This window comes from Kitasatospora cheerisanensis KCTC 2395, from assembly GCF_000696185.1.
In the GTDB taxonomy this organism is placed as follows: domain Bacteria; phylum Actinomycetota; class Actinomycetes; order Streptomycetales; family Streptomycetaceae; genus Kitasatospora; species Kitasatospora cheerisanensis.
In genome coordinates this window covers 785,343-806,411 of the sequence record NZ_KK853997.1, presented here as the reverse complement: position 1 = coordinate 806,411, position 21,069 = coordinate 785,343, and the positions used below count along the sequence as shown (strand labels likewise).

Here is a 21,069-nt window from a genome sequence, read left to right as displayed (position 1 = left end):
TACCACTGAGGTGTGAGGGACATGCCCCCGTTCGAGGAGATCGCCGACAGCCGTCCACGGATCCGCCGCGACGTGCTGTACACCCAGACCCCCGAGGGGGTGCTGTTCCACAACGCCCACGGTGGCTTCGGCGTCACCGCCAAGGACGCCTACCGCTTCGCCTCGCTGATCGTGCCGCATCTGAACGGCCGGCACACCGTCGCCGAGATCAGCCAGGGCTTCGGCGAGCACCACCGGGCCATGTTCACCCGCCTGGTCGCCACCCTCTACGACCGCGGCTTCGCCCGCGACGCCGGCCCCGCCCCGACGGCCCGTCACCGCTCACCGCCGAGGCCACCGCGCGGTTCGGCCCGCAGATCGAGTACATCGACCACTACGTCGGCGACGCCGAGCAGCGCTTCCACCGCTTCCGCGAGACCCGGGTCGCCGTCCTCGGCGCGGACGAACTCGCCCGCTGGGCCGTGCTCAGCCTGGTCCGCAACGGCTGCGCCACCGTCGGCGTCCTCCCCGCCCTCACCGAACTCGCCGGCTACGCCGAGATCGAGACCGAGACCGCAGCCCTCGCCAAGGCCGGCTGCCCCGCCGACGTCCGCACCCTGACGGCCGGCCCGGTCGGCGCCGACCGGGCCGAACTCGACGGCTACGACGTCGTGGTGGTCACCGGACCCGACGGCAACCGGCAGGTCGTCCGCCTGCTGGAGGCCGGCCTGCCCGAGGGCCGGCTGCTGCTGCCCGCCTGGACCATCGGCGGCAGCGCCGTCATCGGCCCGCTGATGTCCGCGGACCGCACCGGCTGCTGGATGTGCGCCGCCCTGCGCCTCGGCACCACCGCCCCGGCCGCCGACGCCGCCGAACTGTGGAGCGCCCTCGCCCCGCTCGCCCCGCTGCCCACCGGCACCCGCCGCCCGCACGGTCCGCTCGCCGCCATGCTCGGCAACCTGCTCGGCTACGAGGTCTTCCGGCTCACCACCGGCGCCCTGCCCGCCGAGACCGACGGACGCCTGCTGATCCAGGACCTCGACTCGCTCGACGTCATCGGCGAACCCCTGCACCCCCACCCGCGCTGCTCGCGCTGCGCCGCCGACGACCGCCCGGACACCGGGGGCATCGACCTCGCCGGGGCCGGCCGCGAGGAGGACTTCTCCGCCGAGGAGGGCGCCTCCGAGGCCGCGCTCGCCGAACTCGACGCCCGCGCCGTGCTGGTGGGCCCGCACGCCGGGGTGTTCGCCCGGTACGCCGACGACGACTGGCGGCAGACCCCGCTGAAGGCCGGCACCGTCACCCTGAACCTCGCCCCCGGCGTGCGGCGCGAGATCTCGGCCGGCGACGTCCACCACGTGGCCGGCGCCCGGCTGCGCGCCCTGTACCGGGCCGCCGAGGTGTACGTCGAGCACGCCGTGCCCGCCGCCACCGCCGCGGAGGGCGCCGAACCCGCCCGCGTGCGGCCGGAGTCGCTGAGCACCGCGAGCGGCGTGCCGCTCGGCACCGTCCGCGACTGGAGCCCCGCCGCCTCGCTGCTGACCGGCGAGCCCGTCCTCGTCCCGGTCGCCGCGCTGCGCACCTTCGGCCCGCACAACCGGGAGCGCGCCTTCGAGGCCACCTCCGCCGGCACCGGCGCGGGCGGCACGCTCGCCGAGGCGACGGCCCGCGGCCTGCGCACCGCCCTCGGCCACGACGCGCTCCGCCGCACGCTGCGCGGCGAACTCGCGGCACTGGAGCTCCCGTTGGAGGTGCTGCGGCAGGACGCGCAGCTGACCTTCCTGGCCCGATCGGCGCAGAACCACGGCCTGGAGCCGGAGTTGTTCCGCCTCGGTGGCCCGGACGCGCCGCTGCCGGTGGTGCTGGCCCGCGCCGCCGACGCCGCGACCGGCGGCCACCGCTGGTCGCTCGGCACCGGACTCAGCCTGCGGGACGCCCTGTTGGAGGCCGTCCGCGACCTGCTCACCGCCGTCCAGCTCGACCGCGACCCGGCGGCGCCGGGCGCCGCCGACACCGGCGACCCGCTGCTCGGCGAGCTGGACCCGGCCGTGCTGACGGCTGCCGGCCAGGCCGGCCCGGAACTCGGCGACGGCCTGGAGTGGACGCAGGTGCTCGACCGCCTGCGGGCGGCCGGCCGGGACGTCCTGCTGGCCCCGTGCGGCCCGGCCGACCTGCGGGCCGGCCGGATCGAGGTGGTCAAGGTGCTGCTCACGAACGGGACTTCGGACGGGACCGCGGATGTCTGAGGACGTCCTTGACCGCTCGCCCGGCACCGCCGCCGGACTCGTGGGCGTCGGCCACGCCGGCCCGTGGGAGGCGCTCTTCGCCGACCTGGCCGACCACCTGACGCAGCGTCGGGTCGAAGGCGTGGAGCTGGCGCTGCTCGGAGCGCGCGACGAGCTGACGGCGGACGACCCGGCTGCGAACGAGCCGGCTGCGGCCGGCCCGGCCGACCCGGGCACCGGCCGGGCGGTGCCCGTGCACCTGTACGGCCACCACGCGGTGGTCGGGCCGGACGGCCCGCCCGCCGGGGCCGGTCAGGCGTCGCCGTGCCCGCGCTGCCTCGCGCGGCGCTGGCAGGCGGTGCGCTCCGGGCAGTTGCGGGACGCCCTGGAGCTCGGGTCCGGCACCCGGGCGGCGGGCCGTCCGCCGTTCGCGGTGCCGTTCCTGACCGACGCGATCGCCGCACTGCTGGCGGCGCGCGCGGAGCACGGGCCGCGGTGCGCGGACGGGCTGCCGATCGTGCACCTGCTGGACCTGGAGACGCTGCGGGTAAGCGGTTTCCCGCTGCTCGGGGACGCGGAGTGCCCGCGCTGCGAGCACCGCGTCGAGGACACCGCGGAGGGAGCCCGGATCGAGCTGGCGAGCCGCCCGAAGCGCGCACCGGACGACTTCCGGCTGCGGCCGGTGGAGGAGTACCGGCTGTCGCTGCCGGCGTTCGTCAACCCGGTGGCGGGCATGCTCGGCCCCTCGGTGGTGCCGGACCTGGTGTCCGCGTCCACCTCGTCCACGGTCGGCTGCTTCACCATGCGCTCCGGCGACTACCTGCGCGAGTGCTTCTGGGGCGGCCACACCGCCGGCTACCGGGCCAGCACCGAGGTCGGCCTGCTGGAGGGGCTGGAGCGGTTCGCCGGGATGCGGGCGCGCGGCAAGCGCACCCGCGTGGTCGCCGCCCTCGACGAACTCGGCGAGCGGGCGCTCGACCCCCGGGTCTGCGGCCTGTACACCGAGGAGTTCCACCGGGTCACCGGCGTCCGGCCGTTCTCGCCGAGCACCCCGATCCCGTGGGTGTGGGGCTGGTCGCTGCGCGACCGGCGGCCGCAGCTGGTGCCGGAGATCCTGGCGTACTACCACGCGCCCGGCGGGCTCACCAACCGCTTCGTGCAGGAGAGTTCCAACGGCTGCGCGTCCGGCGGCAGCCTGGAGGAGGCGATCTACCACGGCCTGATGGAGGCCGTCGAACGGGACGCCTTCCTGCTCGCCTGGTACGGCCGGCTCGCGCTGCCCGAGATCGACGGCCGCACCAGCAGCCGCCCGCAGACCAGGGCGATGGTCGACCGGCTGGAGATGTACGGCTACCGGGCCCGGTTCTTCGACACCCGGATCACCTTCCCGATCCCCGTGGTGACCGCCGTCGCCGAACGCATCGACGGCGGGCCCGGCCGGCTCTGCTTCGGCGCCGGCGCGAGCCTCGATCCGGAGGCCGCACTCTGGGCCGGCCTGTGCGAGATCGCCACCGACGCCGTCAACCTGCGCAGCCGCACCGCCCGCGAGGAGCGCCGGCTGCGCGCCATGGCCGCGGACTTCGACCAGGTGCGGGTGCTGCACGACCACCCGCTGGTGTACGGCCTGCCCGAAATGGCGCACCACGCCGACTTCCTGCTGAAGCGTCAGGACGCCCGCGGCGCCGGCCCGACCGCCGCCCTGGCCGAGGGCTCGATCGCCCCGTCCGACGACCTCCGGGAGGACCTGCTGCGCTGCGTCGACGCGGTCGCCTCGGCCGGGTTCGACGTGGTGGTGGTCGACCAGACGATGCCCGAGCAGCGCGCCTCCGGACTGCACACCGCCTCGGTGCTGGTGCCCGGGCTGCTGCCGATCGACTTCGGCTGGCAGCGCCAACGGGCGCTGACCATGCCCCGGTTGCGGACCGCGCCGCGCGAGGCCGGCCTGTGCGCGCACGACCTGCGGCCGGAACAGCTCAACCCCGCACCGCACCCCTTCCCCTGAGCCCCGCTCAACCCGGCGACCGGACCTCGCAGGTCTCCGGGCGGCACGAGAAAGGAACGAACATGGGCTACGCCCGCGCGTACGCGTCCGCGGTGCTGTGGCGGGGCCGGGTTCCGATGGAGCCCGCCGACTTCGTGCCCGACTGGGCCGACCGCCCCCGGAAGGACAAGTACTTCCCCGCCGCGCCGCACTTCCCGCTGCCCGACTGCCCGCCCGGCCCCGCCGCCGGCGTCGACCGCGGCCTGTTCGGACCGCGCGGCGAGGACGGCTTCACGCTGCCGCTGCTCGGCGGCATGCTCCGGGACTCCTACGGCCTGACGGGCCGTCGGCTGGGCGTGCAGGCCAACTCGGACCTCGGCACGCTGCCGCGCTACCCGCACGCCAACTTCTCCCGCGGCACCGCCTCCGGCGGCGGCCTGTACCCGATCGGCATCCACTGGATCAGCGGCCCGAGCGGCCCGCTCACCCCGGGCGTGCACCACTACTCCACCCCGCACCACTCGATGCGGCGGCTGCTGACCGGCGACGTCACCCCCGACGTGCGGGCCGCGCTCGGCGGCCTCGCCGAGGACTGCGACCAGTTCCTGGTGCTGACCGTGAAGTTCTGGCAGAACGCCTTCAAGTACAACAGCTTCGCCTACCACGTGGTCACCATGGACACCGGCGCGCTGCTGGAGACCTGGCGGATCTGGGCCGGCGCGCAGGGCCTCCAGTTGGGCGCCGCGCTCTGGTTCGACGAGGAGCGGCTCGGCCGGCTGCTCGGCCTGAGCGCCGAGGAGGAGGGCGTGTTCGCGGTCGTCCCGCTGCGCTGGGCGGGCGCCCCCGCCGGCCCGCTGCCGGCCGGGCCGACCGGGGCCGTCGTCACGGCGAAGGACCAGGAGCGCTCGCGGACCGTCATCGGGTTCGAGACGGTGCGGCGGATCCACGCGGCGACCCTCGAAGGCGCCGCCGACCGCCCCGCGCCCGGGGTGCTGGACGCCGCCCTGGACGCGGCCTGGACCCGGCTGAGGACGGCCGCCGAACCCGCCGAACCGGTGGGGGAGCCGGTGCGGCTGCCCGAGCCGCAGCAGTCCGCGCTCGGCGTCCGCGAGGCGCTGCGGGCCCGGCGCAGCAGCTTCGGACGCTTCACCGGCAACCCGCCGATGACCGCCGCGCAGCTCGCCGCCGCGCTCGCCGCCGCCGCCTCCGCGGGCCGGCTGACGGGATGCGCGGAGGGTCCGGGCACCGCCTCCGTGACGCGCCTGCACGTGTTCGTCAACCACGTCGCGGGCGTCCCGGCCGGCGCGTACGCGTACGAGCCGGGCGAGCGGACGCTGCGGCCGGTGAAGGCGGGCCCGCAGGGCTGGTTCCTGCAGCGGAACTACTTCCTGGACAACTACAACCTGGAGCAGGCGGGCGCGGTGATCCTGGTCAGCGCCCCCACCCCGGCCGTGCTGGACGCCGTCGGGGACCGCGGCCTGCGCCTGGTGAACGCCGCCGTCGGCGCGACCTCGCAGGCGCTGTACACCGTCGCCCCGGCGGCCGGGCTGGCCTGCGGAGTGGCGCTCGGCTTCGACTCCGTCTCCTACGCCGAGCACCTGGGCCTGGTGGACGGCGAGGAACTGCCGCTGCTGATCATGATGATCGGTCAGGAGCACCGCAGCCCGGCCGACTTCGACCACGCGATCGCCTGAACGGGCGGAGGAACGTTGACCACCACAGTGAGCCCGGGGAGCACCGGGCAGCAGGACGGGCCCGCCGCCCGGCGGCTCGGCCTCGGCCCCCGCTTCATGCTGCGCGCCGGCGGCCTGCCCGTCGAGGCCGTGCACGGCCTGCGCTCCGACGAAGTGTTCGGCCGGGCCGAGGAGTTGCTCGCCGAGGAGGACCGGCTCGGCGAGCTCGGCGGCCGGCTCGGCGACCCGCTCGCGGTGCTCGTCAAGGCCGCGCCCGACGCGGAGACCCGGCGCCGGCTGCTGGAGGTGCGGCGGAGCGTGTTCAACGGCCGGCTGCCCCGGCGGCCCGCCGAGGCGCTCGACCTGGTGCGCGAACTCGACACCGCCACCGGCGAGTTGCTGGACCGCTGGCTGACCGCCCGGGACCGCCTGGCACAGCTGCGGGAGGCCGGCGGGCCCGCCTTCGACCGCGAACTCGTCCGCACCCGGGCCGAGTTGCGCCGGCTGGCCGGGCAGGACGAGCTGCGGAGCGGCCTGCTGCTCGCCTCCCCGACCCTGGAGGACCGGCTGGACGGCATCGCCGCGCCGAGCGCCGCCCCGGACAAGCGCACCCGCAAGATGGAACGCTCGCTGCTGTCCTACCTGTACCGGACGGCCTGCAAGACCAGCCCGTTCAGCACCTTCACGCCGGTCGCCGTCGGCACCTTCGAAGCCGCTGCGGGACGGGACGGAGCGGCGGGCGCCGCGGAGGTGCTGCTCGGCGCGGCGCGGAGCAGCCACCCGCGGCTGAACGTGGTGGTGCTCGCCCGGCTGGCCGAGCTGATCGCCGCCGCCCCGCGGCGGCGCGCCGACCTGCCGGTGGCGCCCGCGTCCGGCATGGAGCTGACGGAGGACCGGGTCCGCTACGTGCGGCGCTCGGTGACGGCGGGCGACTCCGGCGCGGCGGTGAGCTTCGACGCGGCCCGCGACCGGCTGTTCTTCCTGCGCCTGAGCGGCGTGCTGGAACGGCTGCTGGAGCTGTTCCGCGAGCGCCCGCGGATCCGCTTCGGCGAGCTGGCCGCCGAACTCGCGGCGCAGCTGCGCCCGGACGGCGAGTCCGGCGGCGACGCGGGCCGGGACGCCGAACGGTACCTGGCCGCGCTGCTGGAGGTCGGCATCCTCCAACTGCCGCTGCTGGCCACCGATGTGCACACCGGCGACCCGCTGCGGGCGTTCCGGGGCGCGCTGCGCTCGCTGGAGCGGCCGTGGGCCACGGCGGTCGCCGACCGGCTGGCCGCGCCGATCGCCGCGCTGGACCGCTGGCCGGCCGCCGACGTGCCGACCCGACGCGCCCTGCTGACCGAGATCCGCACCGAACTGGTGGCCGTGCACCGCGAGTTGGGGGAGGAGCGGGCGAGCGTCCCGCAGACCCTGCTGTACGAGGACGTCGCCGCCGGGCAGGTGAGCGCCGACGCGGAGCTGTGGGCGCGGCTGGCCGCCGAGCCGCTGGCCGAACTGGCCCGGATCCTCCCGGTGTTCGACCTCGGCCTGGCCCAGCGGCTCACCCTGAAGGGCTTCTTCCTGGCCCGGCACGGGCGCGGCGGCCGCAGCGACGACCTGCTGCAACTGGTGCACGACTTCCACGAGGACATCTTCCACCAGTACCTTCAGTTCACCTCCGCCAAGTCCGGCGAGGCCGAGCACGGCGGCTACCCGGCCGAGGAGAACTGGCTCGGCCAGCCGCAGATCACCGCACTCGACCGGGCCCGCGCCGAACTCGCCCGCCGCATGCGCGACTTGGCGGAGCAGCTGCCGGACGGCGCGGAGGAGCTCACGCTCACCGCCGCCGACCTGGCCGCCGTCGCCGCCGAACTCGGCACCGCCGCGGCCGGGTTCGCTCCGCACAGCCACTTCGTCCAACTGGCCGACCGGGACGGCGAGCCGCTGGTGGTGCTCAACCACTCGTACGGCGGGCTGTGCTTCCCGTTCACCCGGTTCACGCACTGCTTCGAGGGCGCCGAGGCCCTGCCGGACGGCCCGCGCACCGCCGGCCTGCCGACCGGCGCCGATCTGCCGGGCGGGCTGCGCGCCACGCTGCGCGAGGTCGCGCCCGAGGGGCGGTGCTCGCGGAGGTCACCGCCGGTGCGGCCACCACCAACCTGAACCTGCACGCGCCGCTCACCGACTACGAGTTGGTGTGCCCCGGCGAGACCAGCACCGCGCCCGAGCAGGCGCAGATCCACCTCGACGACCTGTACGTCGAGCACGACCCGGCCGCCGACCGGCTGGTGCTGCGCTCGCGGCGGCTGGGCGTCGAGGTGGTGCCGGTGTACCTCGGCTACCTGGTGCCGATGGTGCTGCCGGAGATCCCGCGCAGCCTGCTGCTGTTCTCGCCGACCTCCCGGGTGACGCCCGAGCCGTGGCGCGGGGTGCCCGCCGCCGCGTCGGACACCGGCGTCGCCCGCCGCCCCCGGGTCCGGTACGGCAGCCTGGTGCTGCACCGCCGCAGCTGGACCGCCACCGCCGCGGCCCTGCCGCAACTCCCGCCGGGAGCAACCGAGTCGGAGCGATACCTGGAATGGCAGCGCTGGCGTCGCCGGCACGGTCTGCCGGCCCGGGTGTTCGCCCGGGCGTACCCCGAGGGGCCCGGCGTCCCCCTCGGGGCCGCCAAACCCCAGTACGTGGACTTCGCCGGCCCGCTGTCCCTGACCGCCCTGGACGGACTGCTGTCCGGCGGCGTCGGGCGGCTGGTGCTGGAGGAGATGCTGCCCGGCGAGGACGCGCTGCACGTGCGCTCCGCGCGGGGCCGCCACGTCGCCGAACTCGCCCTGGAAGTGCTGCCGTTGGCGCAGGACGGGGCGGCGGCGGAGCAGCAGCACCCGAACCGGCCGCGGCGAGGAGAGCCGAACCATGACTGACCTGCCGACCACCCCGATCGCCCCGGGCGACTGGCTCGCGCTGCACGTCTTCTACGCGGCCAGCCCGCGCCCGCTGCTGCTGCAGTGCGTGCGCCCGCTGGTCGCCGAACTGACCGAACAGGGCCTGCTCGCCGGGTACTTCTTCATCAACTACTGGGTCGAGGGCCCGCACCTGCGGCTGCGGCTGCGGCCCGCCGACGCCGCCGCGGCCGAGGAGGTCCGCGAGCGCGCCGAGACCGCCGTCGCCGAGTTCCTGCGCCGCCGCCCCGCGCTCTACCAGGTCGAGGACAGCTTCTTCGCCGAGCTGTACAACACCATGTTCGAGCTGGAGTTCGGCCCCGAGGAGCGGGCCGAACTGGTCGGCCCGGACGGGAAGATGAAGCTGCGGGAGAACAACACCTTCAGCCGCGAACCGTACGAGCCCGAGTACGGCAAGTACGGCGGCCCCGCCGGGATCGCGCTCGCCGAGTGGCACTTCCAGCACTCCAGCGACCTGGTGATCGAGGCCACCCGCACCATGAACCTGCACCTGCGGACCGTCGTCCTCGGCCTCGCCACCCAGCTGATGATGACGATGACGGCGTGCTTCCTCCCCGACGAGGACCAGCTGCTGACCTTCCTCGACCGCTACCACGCGTTCTGGAACCGCTCCTTCGCCGGCACCAACTACACCGCGCAGCAGGGCTACGACCGCGCCTACGCCGGCACCGGCGACACCCTGCCCGCCAGGTACCGCGCCATCCGCGCGGCGATCGCCGACCGGGCCCCCGAACGGCTCCCGGCCGTGCTGCGCGGCTGGGCCGAGCACTGCCTCGAACTGCGCGACCGGGCAGCCGACCTGGCCGAACGCGGCGAACTGGTCTTCCGCTCCTGGGACGGCGAACGCGACCTGGTGGTCACCGACCCGGCGCAGGCGCTGCCGATGCTGCTGTTCCCGTACGCGCACATGACCAACAACCGGCTGTCCGTGACCGTCCGCGACGAGGCGTTCCTCTCCTACATCCTGGCCCGCGCCCTGCGCGAGCCGCAGCCCACGGCGGCCCCGTGAGCAGCCGCCAACTCCTCGAACTGCGGCCGAGGATCCGCCCCGAGCTGCGGATCGGCCGCCCGCTGCGGCGCGGCACCGCCGTGCTCCACCTGGTCCACGACCCGTCCGGCGGGCGGCAGTTGGAGATCGGGCCGAAGGAGCAGTTCATCATCGCCCGGCTCGACGGCACCCGCACCCTCGCCGAGGTCGGCGAGCAGTACGCGGCGCACTTCCGGGCCCGGCTCGGCGAGCCGCAGTGGCAGCAGATGATGGGCCTGCTGTACACCCGCGGCCTGCTCGCCGACGCCCCCGTCCCCGTCGCCCCCAAGGGCGAAGAGCCGCCCCGCTCAGGCCTGTTGAGCGGCCGCGTCAAGCTGACCGCCGACGCGCCCGCCCTGATCGACACGCTGCACCGCGCCACCCGCTTCGCCCGCCGCCGCGCCGTCCTGGCACCACTGCTCGCCCTGGTCGCCGCCCTGCTGGTCGCCGTCGCCGTCCAGCTGCCCACCCTGATCGACGAGACCCGGCGGCTCGGCGAGAACCCCGTCGCGCTGTTCGCCTGCGGCACCCTGCTGTGGACCAGCCTCGCCCTGCACGAACTCGCCCACGGCCTGGTCGGCCGCGCGTACGGCGGACACATCGGCGAGATCGGCCTGCGCTGGCGGCTGCCGATGACCTACCTGTACTGCGAGGTCGAGGACGTCCGGTTCTTCGCCCGCCGCCGCGACCAGATCGCCACCGCCGCCGCCGGCGCCGTCGCCAACCTGGTCTTCCTGCTGCCGTTCTACCCCGCCTGGGCGCTGCTCCCCGCCCACGCCCAGGCCCGGCCGTTCCTCGGCGGACTGCTGCTGCTCGGCACCGCCGTCGCCCTCGGCAACCTGCTGCCGCTGCCCCCGCTGGACGGCTACAAGGCGCTCGGCTACGGCCTCGACATCCTCGAACTCGCCACCGGCAGCCGCACGTTCGCCGCCGTCGCGGTCCGCGCCGCGATCCGCCGCGACGGCACCGAACTGCGCCGCTACCCGGTGAAGCTGCGGCTCGCCTACGGCGGCTACGCGCTCACCTGCGCCGTGCTCGCCGCCGCGCTGCTGGCCGGCGCGAGCGCGCTGCTGGCGTCCTGGTTCGGCCCGCTCGCCGGCCGGCTGCCCGCGCTGGCGGTCCTGGCCGCCCTGGTGCTGTGGGCCGCCGGCCGCGCGCTGCGGGCGCTGCGGGGGAGGAAGGCCGGATGAACGTCCGAAGTGCGGTGCGCCAGACGGTGGATGACGCGAAGTCGGCAAGGAGAGAACACTGATGAGCACGAGCGACAGCCGCCCCGACGCGGCCGTGGCGCTGAACGAGGTCCGCAAGCGCTACGGCACCGTCCAGGCGCTCGACGGCGTGTCACTGACCGTCGAACGCGGCGAGTTCTTCGGCATCCTCGGCCCCAACGGCGCCGGCAAGACCACCCTGGTCGAGATCGTCGAAGGCCTGCGCACCCCCGACTCCGGCACCGTCAGCGTGCTCGGCGAGAGCCCCTGGCCGCGCAACACCCCGCTGCTGCGGCGCCTCGGCATCCAGACCCAGAGCTCCGCGTTCTTCACCCGGCTCACCGCCCGGGAGCACCTGGAGACCGTCGCCGCGCTCTACCGCCTGGAACGGCCCGCCGCGACGCGCGCCCTCGACCTGGTCGACCTCGGCGAACAGGCCGGGCAGCGGGTCGACCAGCTCTCCGGCGGCCAGCGCCAGCGCCTCGCCCTCGCCACCGCGCTGATCCACGACCCCGAACTGATCTTCCTGGACGAGCCCACCGCCGCCCTCGACCCCGCCGCCCGCCGCTCCCTCTGGGAGGTGCTGCGCACCCTGAAGGGCGACGGCCGCACCATCGTCTACACCACCCACCACCTGGACGAGGCCGAAGCCCTCTGCGACCGGGTCGCGATCGTCGCCCGCGGCACCGTCCTCGCCGTCGACAGCCCCCGACACCTCATCAAGTCGCTGGCCGCGCCCACCCGGCTGCGCGTCCCCGCCTACCGGCTCGGCGTCGAGGACGTCCGCGGCCTGCCCGGCGTGGAGAGCGCCGCCGTCGAGGGCGGCGAACTGGTGATCTCCACCCACACCGCCAACCAGGTGCTGCTCGCCCTCGGCGAACTCGTCGACCTGGAGGAGATCACCACCCGCACGGCGACCCTCGAGGACGCCTACCTGGAACTGACCGCAACGGAGCGCCGATCGTGAACGCGCACCTGGAACCGACCGCAACGGAGCGCCGATCGTGAACGCCTACACCGCAGTGACCAGGGCCAGCTACCTCGCCTACCTGCGCGACCGCACCTCGGTGATCTTCACCTTCGCGTTCCCGCTGGTCTTCCTGATCGTCTTCGGCATGCTCTTCCAGGGCCAGTCCGTGGACGGCGGCCTGTCCTACATCAACTACATCGCGCCCGGCGTGCTCTCCTGGGGCATCGGCAACGCCGCCCTGTTCGGCGTCGCCTTCACCCTGATGCACTGGCGCCGCGACGACCTGCTGCGGCTGATCTGGCGCACCCCCACCCCGCTGCCCACCGTGCTCGGCGCCCGCTACCTGGTGGCCCTCGGCACCGGACTCGTCCAGGCCGTGCTGTTCACCGCCGTCGCCCTCGGCGCGTTCGGCCTGCACCTGTCCGGCTCCTGGCCGCTCGCGCTGCCGGTGCTGGTCTTCGGCATCACCGCGTTCGCCGCCCTCGGCCTGGTCGTCGGCACCCTCGCCAACACCCCCGAGGCGGTCGCCGCGATCGCCAACTGCGTGATGGTCCCGATGGCGTTCCTGTCCGGCGCGTTCTACCCCATCGACCTGATGCCCGGCTGGCTCCAGGGCCTCTCCCGCGCCCTGCCGCTGCGCTACTTCGACGAGGGCGTCACCGACGCCGTCGGCGGCCGCGGCGGCGTCGCCCTGCCGTTCCTCGACTGCGCCGCCCTCACCGGCTTCACCCTGCTCTTCGCGCTGATCGCCACCCGCACCTTCCGCTGGAGCAACCGCAACTGACGCACCGCCAACCCGCTCCCACGCCGACCCGCAGTTCCGATCCCTCCCCGGCCCGCGCGGGCCGGGGGCTCCCCGGAGGCACCAGATGACCACCCCCGCCGAGGCCTCGTTCGAAGCGGCCAGGGACCGGATGGAACGTCGACTCGCCGAACGCGCCGCCGCCCACGGGCACCCCGCACCCGAGGTCGCCGTACTCGGCGGCACCGACCTGCTGCGCCCCGAGGACGCCGACGCCGCCCGCCGACGCGCCCGCGCCACCGTCCACCTCACCGCCCAGGCCGTCCTGGTCGGCCCCTGGGGCGGCGACGGCGCGTGCGGCACCTGCCTCGCCATGCGCTGGCAGCGCCTGCGCAGCCGCACCGAACGCGACGCGCTGGAGACCGGCCGCGCCAGCACCCTGGCCGGCCCCGGACTCCCCGCCCTGCCCGAGCACGCCGTGGACGCCGTCTGGGCGCTGCACCGGCACACCGCCGACGCCCCCGCCTCCGCCACCGGCCTGCCGCAGGTCTCCCGGCTCGACCTGGAGACGCTGCGGGTGCAGACCGTGCCGCTGCTCGCCGAACCGCTCTGCCCGACCTGCACGTCCTGCACGCCCGCTGACGGAGCGTCGGACCGCGAGGGCGCCGAACAGCCCGTGCTGCCACTGGTCTCCCGCCCCAAGCCCGCCCCCGACCGCCGGCGGCTGCGCCCCGCCGACGGCTACGAGCTGCCCGAGGCCGCGCTCGCCAACCCGGTCTGCGGCGTGCTCGGCGCCGGCACCTGGTCCGACGTCGTCTCGCCGACCACCGCCCCCGTCGCCGGCAGCGTCTTCATGCGCGGCTACGCCGGACTCACCGACGTCACCTGGAGCGGCCAGGCCAACTCCTTCCGCGCCAGCCGCTCCCTCGCCTTCCTCGAAGGCCTGGAACGCTACGCCGGCACCCACCGCCGCAGCACCGCACCCATGCTGACGGACAGTTACCACAACCTGGGCGCCGCCGCCCTCGACCCGCGCGAGTGCGGCCTGTACAGCGACCGCACCTACCGCGAGGACCCCATGCTCGGCCCGTTCGACCCCGACCGGCCGATCCCCTGGGTGCAGGGCTGGTCCCTGCGCGACCAGAAGCCCGTCCTCGTCCCCGCCCGGATCTGCTACTACAGCGCCGGCGTCGCCGCCGACAACTTCGTCTTCGAGTGCTCCAACGGCTGCGCCATCGGCAGCTGCCTGGAGGAGGCCGTCCTGTACGGCCTGCTCGAACTCGTCGAACGGGACGCCTTCCTGCTCGGCTGGTACGGCAACGCCCCGCTCCCCGAGATCGACCTCACCGCCAGCACCGGCCCCGCGCTGCGCGCCATGCTCGACCGGGCCGCGCTGCTCGGCTACGACGTGCACGCCTACGACAACCGGATCGACCTCGCCGTCCCCGTGGTCACCGCCCTCGCCGTCCGCCGCGACGGCGGCCCTGGCACCCTCGCGTTCGCCGCCTCGGCCGGCTTCGACCCCGAGGACACCATCGAGTCCGCCGTCTCCGAGATCCTCACCTACATCCCGCACCTGCCCGGCCAGGTCCGCGAACGCCCCGACGAACTCGCCGCGATGGCCGAGAACTTCGACCTGGTGCGCCGACTGCCCGACCACGCCGCCCTGTTCGGCCTCCCGCAGATGGCCCGGTACGCCCGCAGCTACCTCGAACCCGCCGCCCCCGCCCGGCCCGCCGCCGAGCTGTACGCCGACTGGGCCGAGACCTGCCCGCGCGGCACCGACCTGCTCGACGACCTGCTGTTCTGCCGCGACCGCTTCACCGAGGCCGGCCACGACGTCATCGTGGTCGACCAGACCTCGCCCGAGCAGCGCCGCCTCGGCCTGCACACCGTCAGCACCCTGGTCCCCGGCCTGCTCCCGATCGACTTCGGCTGGACCCGCCAGCGCGCCCTCGGCCTGCCCCGCCTGCGCACCGCGCTGCGCCGGGCCGGCCTGCGCGAGACCGACCTCACCGACGAGGAGCTGCGCCTCGTCCCGCACCCGTTCCCGTGAGCCGTCCATCGTCCCGGTGGGCCGCCTGTCGTCCCGGTAGGTCGCCCGTCGTCCCGGTACGTCGGCCGTCGTCCCGGTGAGTCGGCCGTGGAGAACGGCCGATGGCCCCCCGCCCGTGAGGGAGGAGGGCCACCGGACGACTGCGCCGCGGACTCAGGCGGTGCAGGAGGTGGTGCTGGTGGTGCTGGAGCAGGTGCTGGTGCTGGAGCAGGAGGTCGAGGAGCCCAGCATGACCTCGGAGGTGTCCGAGTAGTCGCTGATCTCGAAGGTCTCCGACTCGAGGTTCAGGATCTCCTCGGCGAGCGAGGCGAGCGAAGTGTCAGCCATGTCACTTCTCCTTTCGGCGCAGTGGACCCGGCCGGAACCGGACGGGCCGTGGACGGACGGAGCGGGGCGGCCTCCGGACGAACGACCGCCGCGCACACGTCAGTTCTACCGAGAGCCGCTGGCGGCACCGGGCGAACCCTACTGACAAGTCACTGACCACCCGACCCGACGCACCAGGAGCCCGCGCCCATGAACCCCGCCCCGTCCGACGCCGAACTGGCCCGGGCCGCCGAGCTCTACCTCGACCTGCACCGCCACCCCGAACTCTCCGGCGCCGAGGAGCGCACCGCCGCCCGGTACGCCGGCCGGCTCGCCGAAGCCGGCTTCGAGGTGACGCGCGGCATCGGCGGCCACGGCGTCGCCGGCGTGCTGCGCAACGGACCCGGCCCCGTGGTGATGCTCCGCGCCGAACTCGACGCCCTGCCGGTGGCCGAACGCACCGGCCTGCCGTACGCCAGCACCGCGACCGGCCGCACCCCCGACGGCCGCGAGGTCCCGGTCATGCACGCCTGCGGCCACGATGCGCACCTGGCCTGCGCCGCCGGGGCCGCCGCTCTGCTCGCCGAAGCCCGGGACGCCTGGCGCGGCACGGTGCTGATGGTCGGTCAGCCCGCCGAGGAGACCCTGTCCGGCGCGCGGGCGATGCTCGCCGACGGCCTCTACCGGCGCTTCGAGCCGCCGTCCGTGGTGCTCGCCCAGCACACCGCGCCGCTGCCCGCCGGCATGGTCGCCCACGGCCGCGGCCCGATCACGGCCGGCAGCCGCACCCTGCGGGTGGTGATCCACGGCCGCGGCGGCCACGCCGGCGCGCCCCAACTGGCCCTCGACCCGGTGGTGGCCGCCGCCGCCGTGGTGCTGCGGCTCCAGTCGATCGTGGCCCAGGAGACCTCGCCCGCCGAGCAGTTGGTCGTCACCGTCGGCTCCCTGGAAGCCTCCGCGCAGGGCAACGTCATCCCCGAACGGGCCACCCTCACGGTGACGGTGCGGGCCTTCGCCGAGGCCACCCTGGACCGCGCCTGCGCCGCCGTCCGACGGATCGCCGCCGGCGAGGCCGCCGCCTCCGGCTGCCCGCGCGAGCCCGAGACCGAGGAACTCTCGCGCTCCGGCGTCAACCTCCCCGACCCTGCCCTCGCCGACCAACTGCGCACTGCCCACCAGGAGTTGTTCGGCCCCACCCGGGTCGCCGACTGGCCGCCGGCCCTCGCCACCGAGGACTTCCCGCTGTTCGGCCCCGCCGGCGAGTCGCTGCACGGCGTCCCCGGCATCCGCACCGCGTACTGGATGCTCGGCATGGTCGGCCCCGACCAGTGGGCCGCCGCCCCCGGCACCGGAGCCGCGCAGAAACTCGCCGCGCTGCCCGCCAACCACTCGCCCGAGTTCCGGCCCCAGGTCGGCGCCACGCTGCGCACCGGCATCGCCGCCCTGACGAGCGCCGCGCTGTCCTGCCTCGACACGCCGTAGCAGCCGGGCCCTGCCGGGGCTCGCCGCCGCGTCGGCTAATCGGCCCCGGCGGGGTCGGCCCCGGCAGGAGAGTCGAAGGAGATCCAGACGTCCGGCGCGAGGTCCGGCCGGTTCGGCACCCCGCGGCGCTCCTCGGTCCAGGCGTCCCCGGCGAGCTGCGCGGCGACCCGGCGCCAGAACCGCACCGCTGCCGCGTTGGCGTCCTGGAACGCGACCTCCCACGGCCCCGGATGCCCGGCCACGATCTCCCGCACCGCCCGCAGGCCGACCCCGCTGCGCCGCGCGCCGCGCACCACGAAGAAGCTGTTCAACACCCGTTTCGGGCCGGTCAGTCCGCGGACGAAGGCGAACCCGGCCGCGCCCCCGCCCTCGCCCGTCAGCAGGTACGGAGCCCAGTCGGGATCGGAGAACGCCAGGTGCAGCCGCTCGCTGCGGAAGGTCCCGTCGGCGTTCGGCAGCGTGCCGTCGAACTCCGACATGTCGTGGTGGAACATCAGCCACAGCCGCTCCACGGCGGGGCGGTCGGCGGTGCCTGCGAGGCGGACGGAGACGTCTGACACGGGACTCCTCTACGGGTCGACGCTGCGGACCGGCTTCATGGATCGAAGGGGTGGGCGCGGGCGCGGGCGCCGCCGCCGACGGCTGCTGGAGAACCTATCAACCGCCCGAGCCGCCAACTGCGGTCGGATTCGGTCCGATTGGGACCAATTCGGAACAGGCGTCCGGTCCGGTCGGTTTGTCGCTCTAGTCTGATCCGCGGTGCGATCTGATCATCCGTCAGATCCCGTGCTGATCCGAGGTGGAGAGCCAGTGCTGAGAAGCCCGCGTCCCCCCGTACCGATCCGTCGACTGCGCGCCGTCACGGCCGCCGCGCTCACCGTCTCCCTGCTGCTGCTCGGCCTGGGCGGCGCCGTTCCGGCCGACGGCGCCCCCACGGCGGGGACGTCCACGCTGGTGAAGAGCGTGCAGAACACCACCCACCCCGGGGCGGCCGTCGCCGACCACGGGGACACCGTCAACTGGGTCGTCCAGTACCGGAATGCGGCCGACGACACGGCCGCCCCGGCCACCGTCACCGACCCGATCGCCGGCGCCGGGACCACCCAGACCTACGTGCCCGGCTCGCTGCGGGTGCCGCCCGGCTGGACGCCGTCCTGGTCGACCGACGGCAGCACCTTCACCGGCGCCGACCCGGGCGCGGAGACCGTCGCCGTGCGCGCCGAGAACCCGGTCGCCCGGCCGGGCGGGACGGAGCGCACGCTGTCGCTGCTGGCCCCGGTGAAAGCGGCCGCGCTGTTCACGGGCGGCGACGGGTTCACGCCCGTGGTCCGGCGCACCGAGTCCGGCGAGGTGCAGGCGTGGAACATCTACCACCACGCCGCACGCAACCTGCGGCAGGTGGTGTGCGAGAGCCTGACGACCGGTCAGCCCTGCACCGGCGGCCCCTGGCCGCGCCCGCTGAACGCCGCTCCCGGCCCGCTCGGCAGCGGCGACACCGGCGACCTGGGCAGCCCGCTCACCCCGCAGTACGTCCGCGACCCGCAGCGGCCGGACGTCCTGTACTACCCGGCGATCGGCGCGAACGCCGTCGGCGTCGGCTGCCTCGACCTGGACGCGCAGGCCAACTGCGGCTTCACCGCCCTCGCCGCGACCGGCGGTTCGCCCAGCGCCGTCAACAGCCTCGCCGGGCTGGTCCAGGTCGGCGGCAGCGTCTACGGCGTCGCCACCACCGGCCAGGTGCTGTGCATGGACCTGGCGAGCCGCACGCCGTGCGCCGGGCAGCCGTACGCCCCGGTCGTCGCCGCCAACCACGACCTGCCGAGCACCCCCGGCGCGTACTACCTGGGCGCGCTGACCGCGGTCGGCGACAAGGTCTACGCCTCGTCCTCCCCGCAGGGCGGCGGCTCCACCGCCGCGGGCCCGCCGGCGCTCGGCTGCTTCGACACCACCACCCGCGCCGCGTGCGCCGGTTGGACCACCCCGCACACCGCCGGACCCGACGCCGGGTACTACACGTACAACGCCTTCACCGCCTACGACACCGCCGGGCAGCCCGACGGCGTCTGCACCGGCACCGTCGGCGGCGCGAACGTGCGCACCACCTGCTACGGCCTCGACGGCGCCCCGCACGCCGCGCCCGCCACCCTCGGCGCGCTCGGCGGCGGCGTGCTGACCTTCAACCCGGAGACCGTCACCGCCGACGGCGCCACCCGCAGCTACTTCCCGGGCTGGGGCGCGGGCCTGAACGGCGTGACGGTCTGTCACGACTGGACGCACGCCGCGCCGTGCGCCGGCTTCCCGCTGCCGGCCGGCCACCCCGCCGCGAACGGCGGCGTCACCCGCGACTACGGGTACACCTACGACGCCACCACCCGCTGCCTGATCGGGCTCGGCGACGCGGGCGTGCTGTTCTCGCTCGACCCCGCCACCGCCGCCACCCCGTGCGTGCACAGCGGCGCGGAGGCCACCCTGCGGCCCGGCGACTTCTACTGCGACGGCGCGAGCGGCCACGTCCAGGGCTACACTCGGGCCCGGCTGACCGACCTCGACCTCGGCCACCTCGACCTGGCGGCCTCCCGGGCCGTCGTCACCGACCCCGACGGCACCCCCGTCACCACCACCACGTTCGCGGCGGACGGCACCGTCGACCTGTCCGGAATCCCGATCGCCGCGCACCCCGGGATCACCGTCACCGCGCAACTCGTCCTCACCTCGGCCGCCGACTTCGACAACGGCCACCACCCGCTGCTGGTCGTCGAGTACCGGGGCGACCCGCCGCAGGTCTGCTTCCGCACCACCGTCACGCCCGACTGCACGACCACGGCCGTCAGCAACACCGCGACCGGCACCGACCCGACCGGCACGTTCAGCTCCAACACCGTCACCGCCGCGGTCGCGCCGGGCGCCGGCTGCCAGCCGAAGGTCAGCGTGGAGAAGGAGATCTGCGCCTCCGCCGACTCCCGGGACTGCGGGCCCGGCGGCCCCGGGCCGTGGGCCAAGACCAGTCCGGTCGGACTGCTGGGCCTGCTCGGCACCGCGTACTGGCGGATCACCGTCACCAACGCGGGCCCGGTGGACGCCGGTTCGGTGACCGTCAACGACGCCGTCGCGCCCTCCTGCCGGCAGGCCGCCGGGACCTTCGCGCTCGCCGCGGGCAGCAGCCGCCAGGTCCACTGCTCCTCGTTCCTGCTCGCACTGCCGCTGAAGAACACCGCCTCCGCGAGCTTCGTCCCCGCGAACTCGCCGCCCGGCACCCCGCCCAGCACCACCGCGCCGTCCTCGGCGGTGGCCTGCTCCCTGCTCTGCATCCTGGCGACGCCCGGCCGGGACTGACCGGTCCTCAAGTACGCCGCCCCGGAAGGAAGATCGTTTCCGGCCGGGGCGGCCGCGCTCCCCGGGCGGCGAACGGGCGGAGTCGCCGAACCGTGACGTGCCGAACGGCCCGCAGCCGCCCCCGGCGGCGCATACTTGCCAGGATGAGGAAAAGCGAAGCAGTCCACCGGCACCTGCCCACCAGCCCCTTCAAGCCGCGGGTCGAGCCGCCCCGCAAAGAGTTCGCCGTCGGCGACCGCGTCACCCACGACACCTACGGCCTCGGCCGGACCATCGCCGTCGAGGGCGACACCGCCGTCCTGGTCGACTTCGGCACCCGCCAGGAACGGATCACCCAGCCGTTCACCGGGATGTTCAAGCTCTGACCACCAGGAGGCACCATGACCTGCTGCCCCGCCGTCCGCCCACCCGACCGCCACGTCGCCCTCGGCGCCGTGGCCCTGGTCGCCGCGGTCACCTGGCTCCAGACCAGGGTCGACCTCCACCTCCACCGCGCCGGGGGCCGCACCGACTACGACCTCCGCATCGCCAAACACCCCACCGACCCCGCCACCGTCCACACCCTCGCGGAGCTGGCCGCCGAGCACTGACCGTCACCGAACCCGCACGCCCGGCATCCGCCGGGCCGTAGGGTCGTTCCGTGACCGAGGCCGCCGAACACTCCGCGCACCGCGCCACCGCACAGACGCTCCGCCAGCTGACGGGCGACCCCGCCTGGACGGCGCTGCTCGACGGCGCGCCGGTCCGCCGCCACCCCATCGGCTCCACCCTGCTCAGACAGGGCGAGTCCGGGCAGCACGTGCGATGAGCGCGCTGCTGGCCGTCGGGTGCTTCGTTGCCGCGATCGTGCCGCGCCGTCGGCGGGGCAGGCCCCGGGCGGGCGAGGTGCCCGGCTACTTCGAGCACGTCACCGCCGAGGCCGGGATCGAGCGGTTGGGCGGGGAGTTCGAGGTGTCCGGGCGGGATCCGGGGCGGGCGCTGCTGGTGGCGCTGATCGGGACCAGTGCGATCATCCGGGCGAAGTACCGGTGGATCGAGGCGGGCACGGCGTTGCTGCTGTCCGCGCTGGTGGAGTTCGGGGTGGGACTGGGGGCCGGGTGAGACGGCGCAGCCCCGGCCGGGTGGGCCGGGGCTGCGGGGGAGCCTGGCGG

The 21,069-nt window shown here is 75.1% G+C and carries 19 protein-coding genes; 17 read left to right on the top strand and 2 right to left on the bottom strand.

Annotated elements, in window-relative coordinates; all coding sequences use genetic code 11:
- Positions 1-21: 21 nt before the first annotated feature.
- The 11 genes from KCH_RS43880 (at position 22) to KCH_RS03495 (ending at position 14,797) form a co-directional block, all read left to right on the top strand.
- Complete coding sequence (locus KCH_RS43880; RefSeq protein WP_244305126.1) at positions 22-600, top strand: hypothetical protein; 579 nt, start codon at positions 22-24, stop codon at positions 598-600.
- Between the two features lie 173 nt (positions 601-773).
- Positions 774-2,225 (top strand): YcaO-like family protein, encoded by a 1,452-nt coding sequence (locus KCH_RS03535; protein WP_244305609.1) that lies wholly within the window; start codon positions 774-776, stop codon positions 2,223-2,225.
- Positions 2,218-4,206 (top strand): TOMM precursor leader peptide-binding protein, encoded by a 1,989-nt coding sequence (locus tag KCH_RS03530; RefSeq protein ID WP_051652693.1) that lies wholly within the window; start codon positions 2,218-2,220, stop codon positions 4,204-4,206. The genes KCH_RS03535 and KCH_RS03530 overlap by 8 nt, the downstream gene beginning before the upstream one ends.
- Before the next feature lie 62 nt (positions 4,207-4,268).
- Positions 4,269-5,879 (top strand): nitroreductase family protein, encoded by a 1,611-nt coding sequence (locus KCH_RS03525; protein ID WP_035858854.1) that lies wholly within the window; start codon positions 4,269-4,271, stop codon positions 5,877-5,879.
- A 15-nt stretch (positions 5,880-5,894) separates the two neighbouring features.
- Positions 5,895-8,000: a lantibiotic dehydratase gene (locus tag KCH_RS03520; RefSeq protein WP_244305125.1), complete on the top strand. Its 2,106-nt coding sequence runs from the start codon at positions 5,895-5,897 to the stop codon at positions 7,998-8,000.
- Positions 7,958-8,755, top strand: coding sequence for a lantibiotic dehydratase (locus tag KCH_RS43875; protein WP_063750111.1), 798 nt, complete (start codon positions 7,958-7,960; stop codon positions 8,753-8,755). The genes KCH_RS03520 and KCH_RS43875 overlap by 43 nt, the downstream gene beginning before the upstream one ends.
- Positions 8,748-9,803 carry a lantibiotic dehydratase C-terminal domain-containing protein gene (locus tag KCH_RS03515; protein WP_035858852.1) on the top strand — a complete coding sequence of 352 codons (1,056 nt, stop codon included), beginning with the start codon at positions 8,748-8,750 and terminating at the stop codon, positions 9,801-9,803. Before KCH_RS43875 ends, KCH_RS03515 begins: the two co-directional genes overlap by 8 nt.
- Positions 9,800-11,011: a hypothetical protein gene (locus tag KCH_RS03510; protein ID WP_051652692.1), complete on the top strand. Its 1,212-nt coding sequence runs from the start codon at positions 9,800-9,802 to the stop codon at positions 11,009-11,011. Before KCH_RS03515 ends, KCH_RS03510 begins: the two co-directional genes overlap by 4 nt.
- 61 nt (positions 11,012-11,072) lie before the next feature.
- Complete coding sequence (locus tag KCH_RS03505; RefSeq protein ID WP_035858850.1) at positions 11,073-11,996, top strand: ABC transporter ATP-binding protein; 924 nt, start codon at positions 11,073-11,075, stop codon at positions 11,994-11,996.
- A gap of 37 nt (positions 11,997-12,033) precedes the next feature.
- On the top strand, positions 12,034-12,783 hold the full coding sequence (locus KCH_RS03500) for an ABC transporter permease (RefSeq protein WP_035858847.1): 750 nt from the start codon (positions 12,034-12,036) through the stop codon (positions 12,781-12,783).
- Positions 12,784-12,868: 85 nt separating this feature from the next.
- Positions 12,869-14,797, top strand: a complete 1,929-nt coding sequence (locus KCH_RS03495) for a TOMM precursor leader peptide-binding protein (RefSeq protein WP_035858844.1) — start codon at positions 12,869-12,871, stop codon at positions 14,795-14,797.
- 153 nt (positions 14,798-14,950) lie between these two features.
- On the opposite strand, the gene KCH_RS03490 is transcribed toward KCH_RS03495, so the two are convergent.
- Positions 14,951-15,124: a thiazolylpeptide-type bacteriocin gene (locus KCH_RS03490; protein ID WP_035858840.1), complete on the bottom strand. Its 174-nt coding sequence runs from the start codon at positions 15,122-15,124 to the stop codon at positions 14,951-14,953.
- A 189-nt stretch (positions 15,125-15,313) separates the two neighbouring features.
- On the opposite strand from KCH_RS03490, the gene KCH_RS03485 reads away from it, so the two are divergent.
- Entirely contained in the window at positions 15,314-16,585 is a 1,272-nt protein-coding gene (locus KCH_RS03485) for an amidohydrolase (protein ID WP_035858838.1), read from the top strand.
- A gap of 35 nt (positions 16,586-16,620) precedes the next feature.
- Here KCH_RS03485 and KCH_RS03480 read toward each other — a convergent pair whose 3' ends face one another.
- Positions 16,621-17,145, bottom strand: a complete 525-nt coding sequence (locus KCH_RS03480; RefSeq protein WP_035858836.1) for a GNAT family N-acetyltransferase — start codon at positions 17,143-17,145, stop codon at positions 16,621-16,623.
- Between the two features lie 250 nt (positions 17,146-17,395).
- Between KCH_RS03480 and KCH_RS03475 the strand changes: the two genes are divergently transcribed.
- The 5 genes from KCH_RS03475 (at position 17,396) to KCH_RS40890 (ending at position 21,019) form a co-directional block, all read left to right on the top strand.
- Positions 17,396-19,918, top strand: coding sequence for a DUF7617 domain-containing protein (locus tag KCH_RS03475; RefSeq protein WP_167573981.1), 2,523 nt, complete (start codon positions 17,396-17,398; stop codon positions 19,916-19,918).
- Between the two features lie 143 nt (positions 19,919-20,061).
- The gene (locus KCH_RS03470) at positions 20,062-20,283 is read left to right on the top strand and encodes a hypothetical protein (RefSeq protein WP_035858832.1); all 222 of its coding nucleotides are present in this window, start codon (positions 20,062-20,064) and stop codon (positions 20,281-20,283) included.
- Between the two features lie 15 nt (positions 20,284-20,298).
- A complete protein-coding gene (locus KCH_RS40900) occupies positions 20,299-20,508 on the top strand; it encodes a hypothetical protein (protein WP_035858829.1) in 210 nt (69 codons plus the stop codon).
- A 50-nt stretch (positions 20,509-20,558) separates the two neighbouring features.
- Positions 20,559-20,726 carry a hypothetical protein gene (locus KCH_RS40895; RefSeq protein WP_157031871.1) on the top strand — a complete coding sequence of 56 codons (168 nt, stop codon included), beginning with the start codon at positions 20,559-20,561 and terminating at the stop codon, positions 20,724-20,726.
- Positions 20,723-21,019 (top strand): Pycsar system effector family protein, encoded by a 297-nt coding sequence (locus KCH_RS40890; protein ID WP_035858826.1) that lies wholly within the window; start codon positions 20,723-20,725, stop codon positions 21,017-21,019. Before KCH_RS40895 ends, KCH_RS40890 begins: the two co-directional genes overlap by 4 nt.
- Positions 21,020-21,069 lie beyond the last annotated feature (50 nt).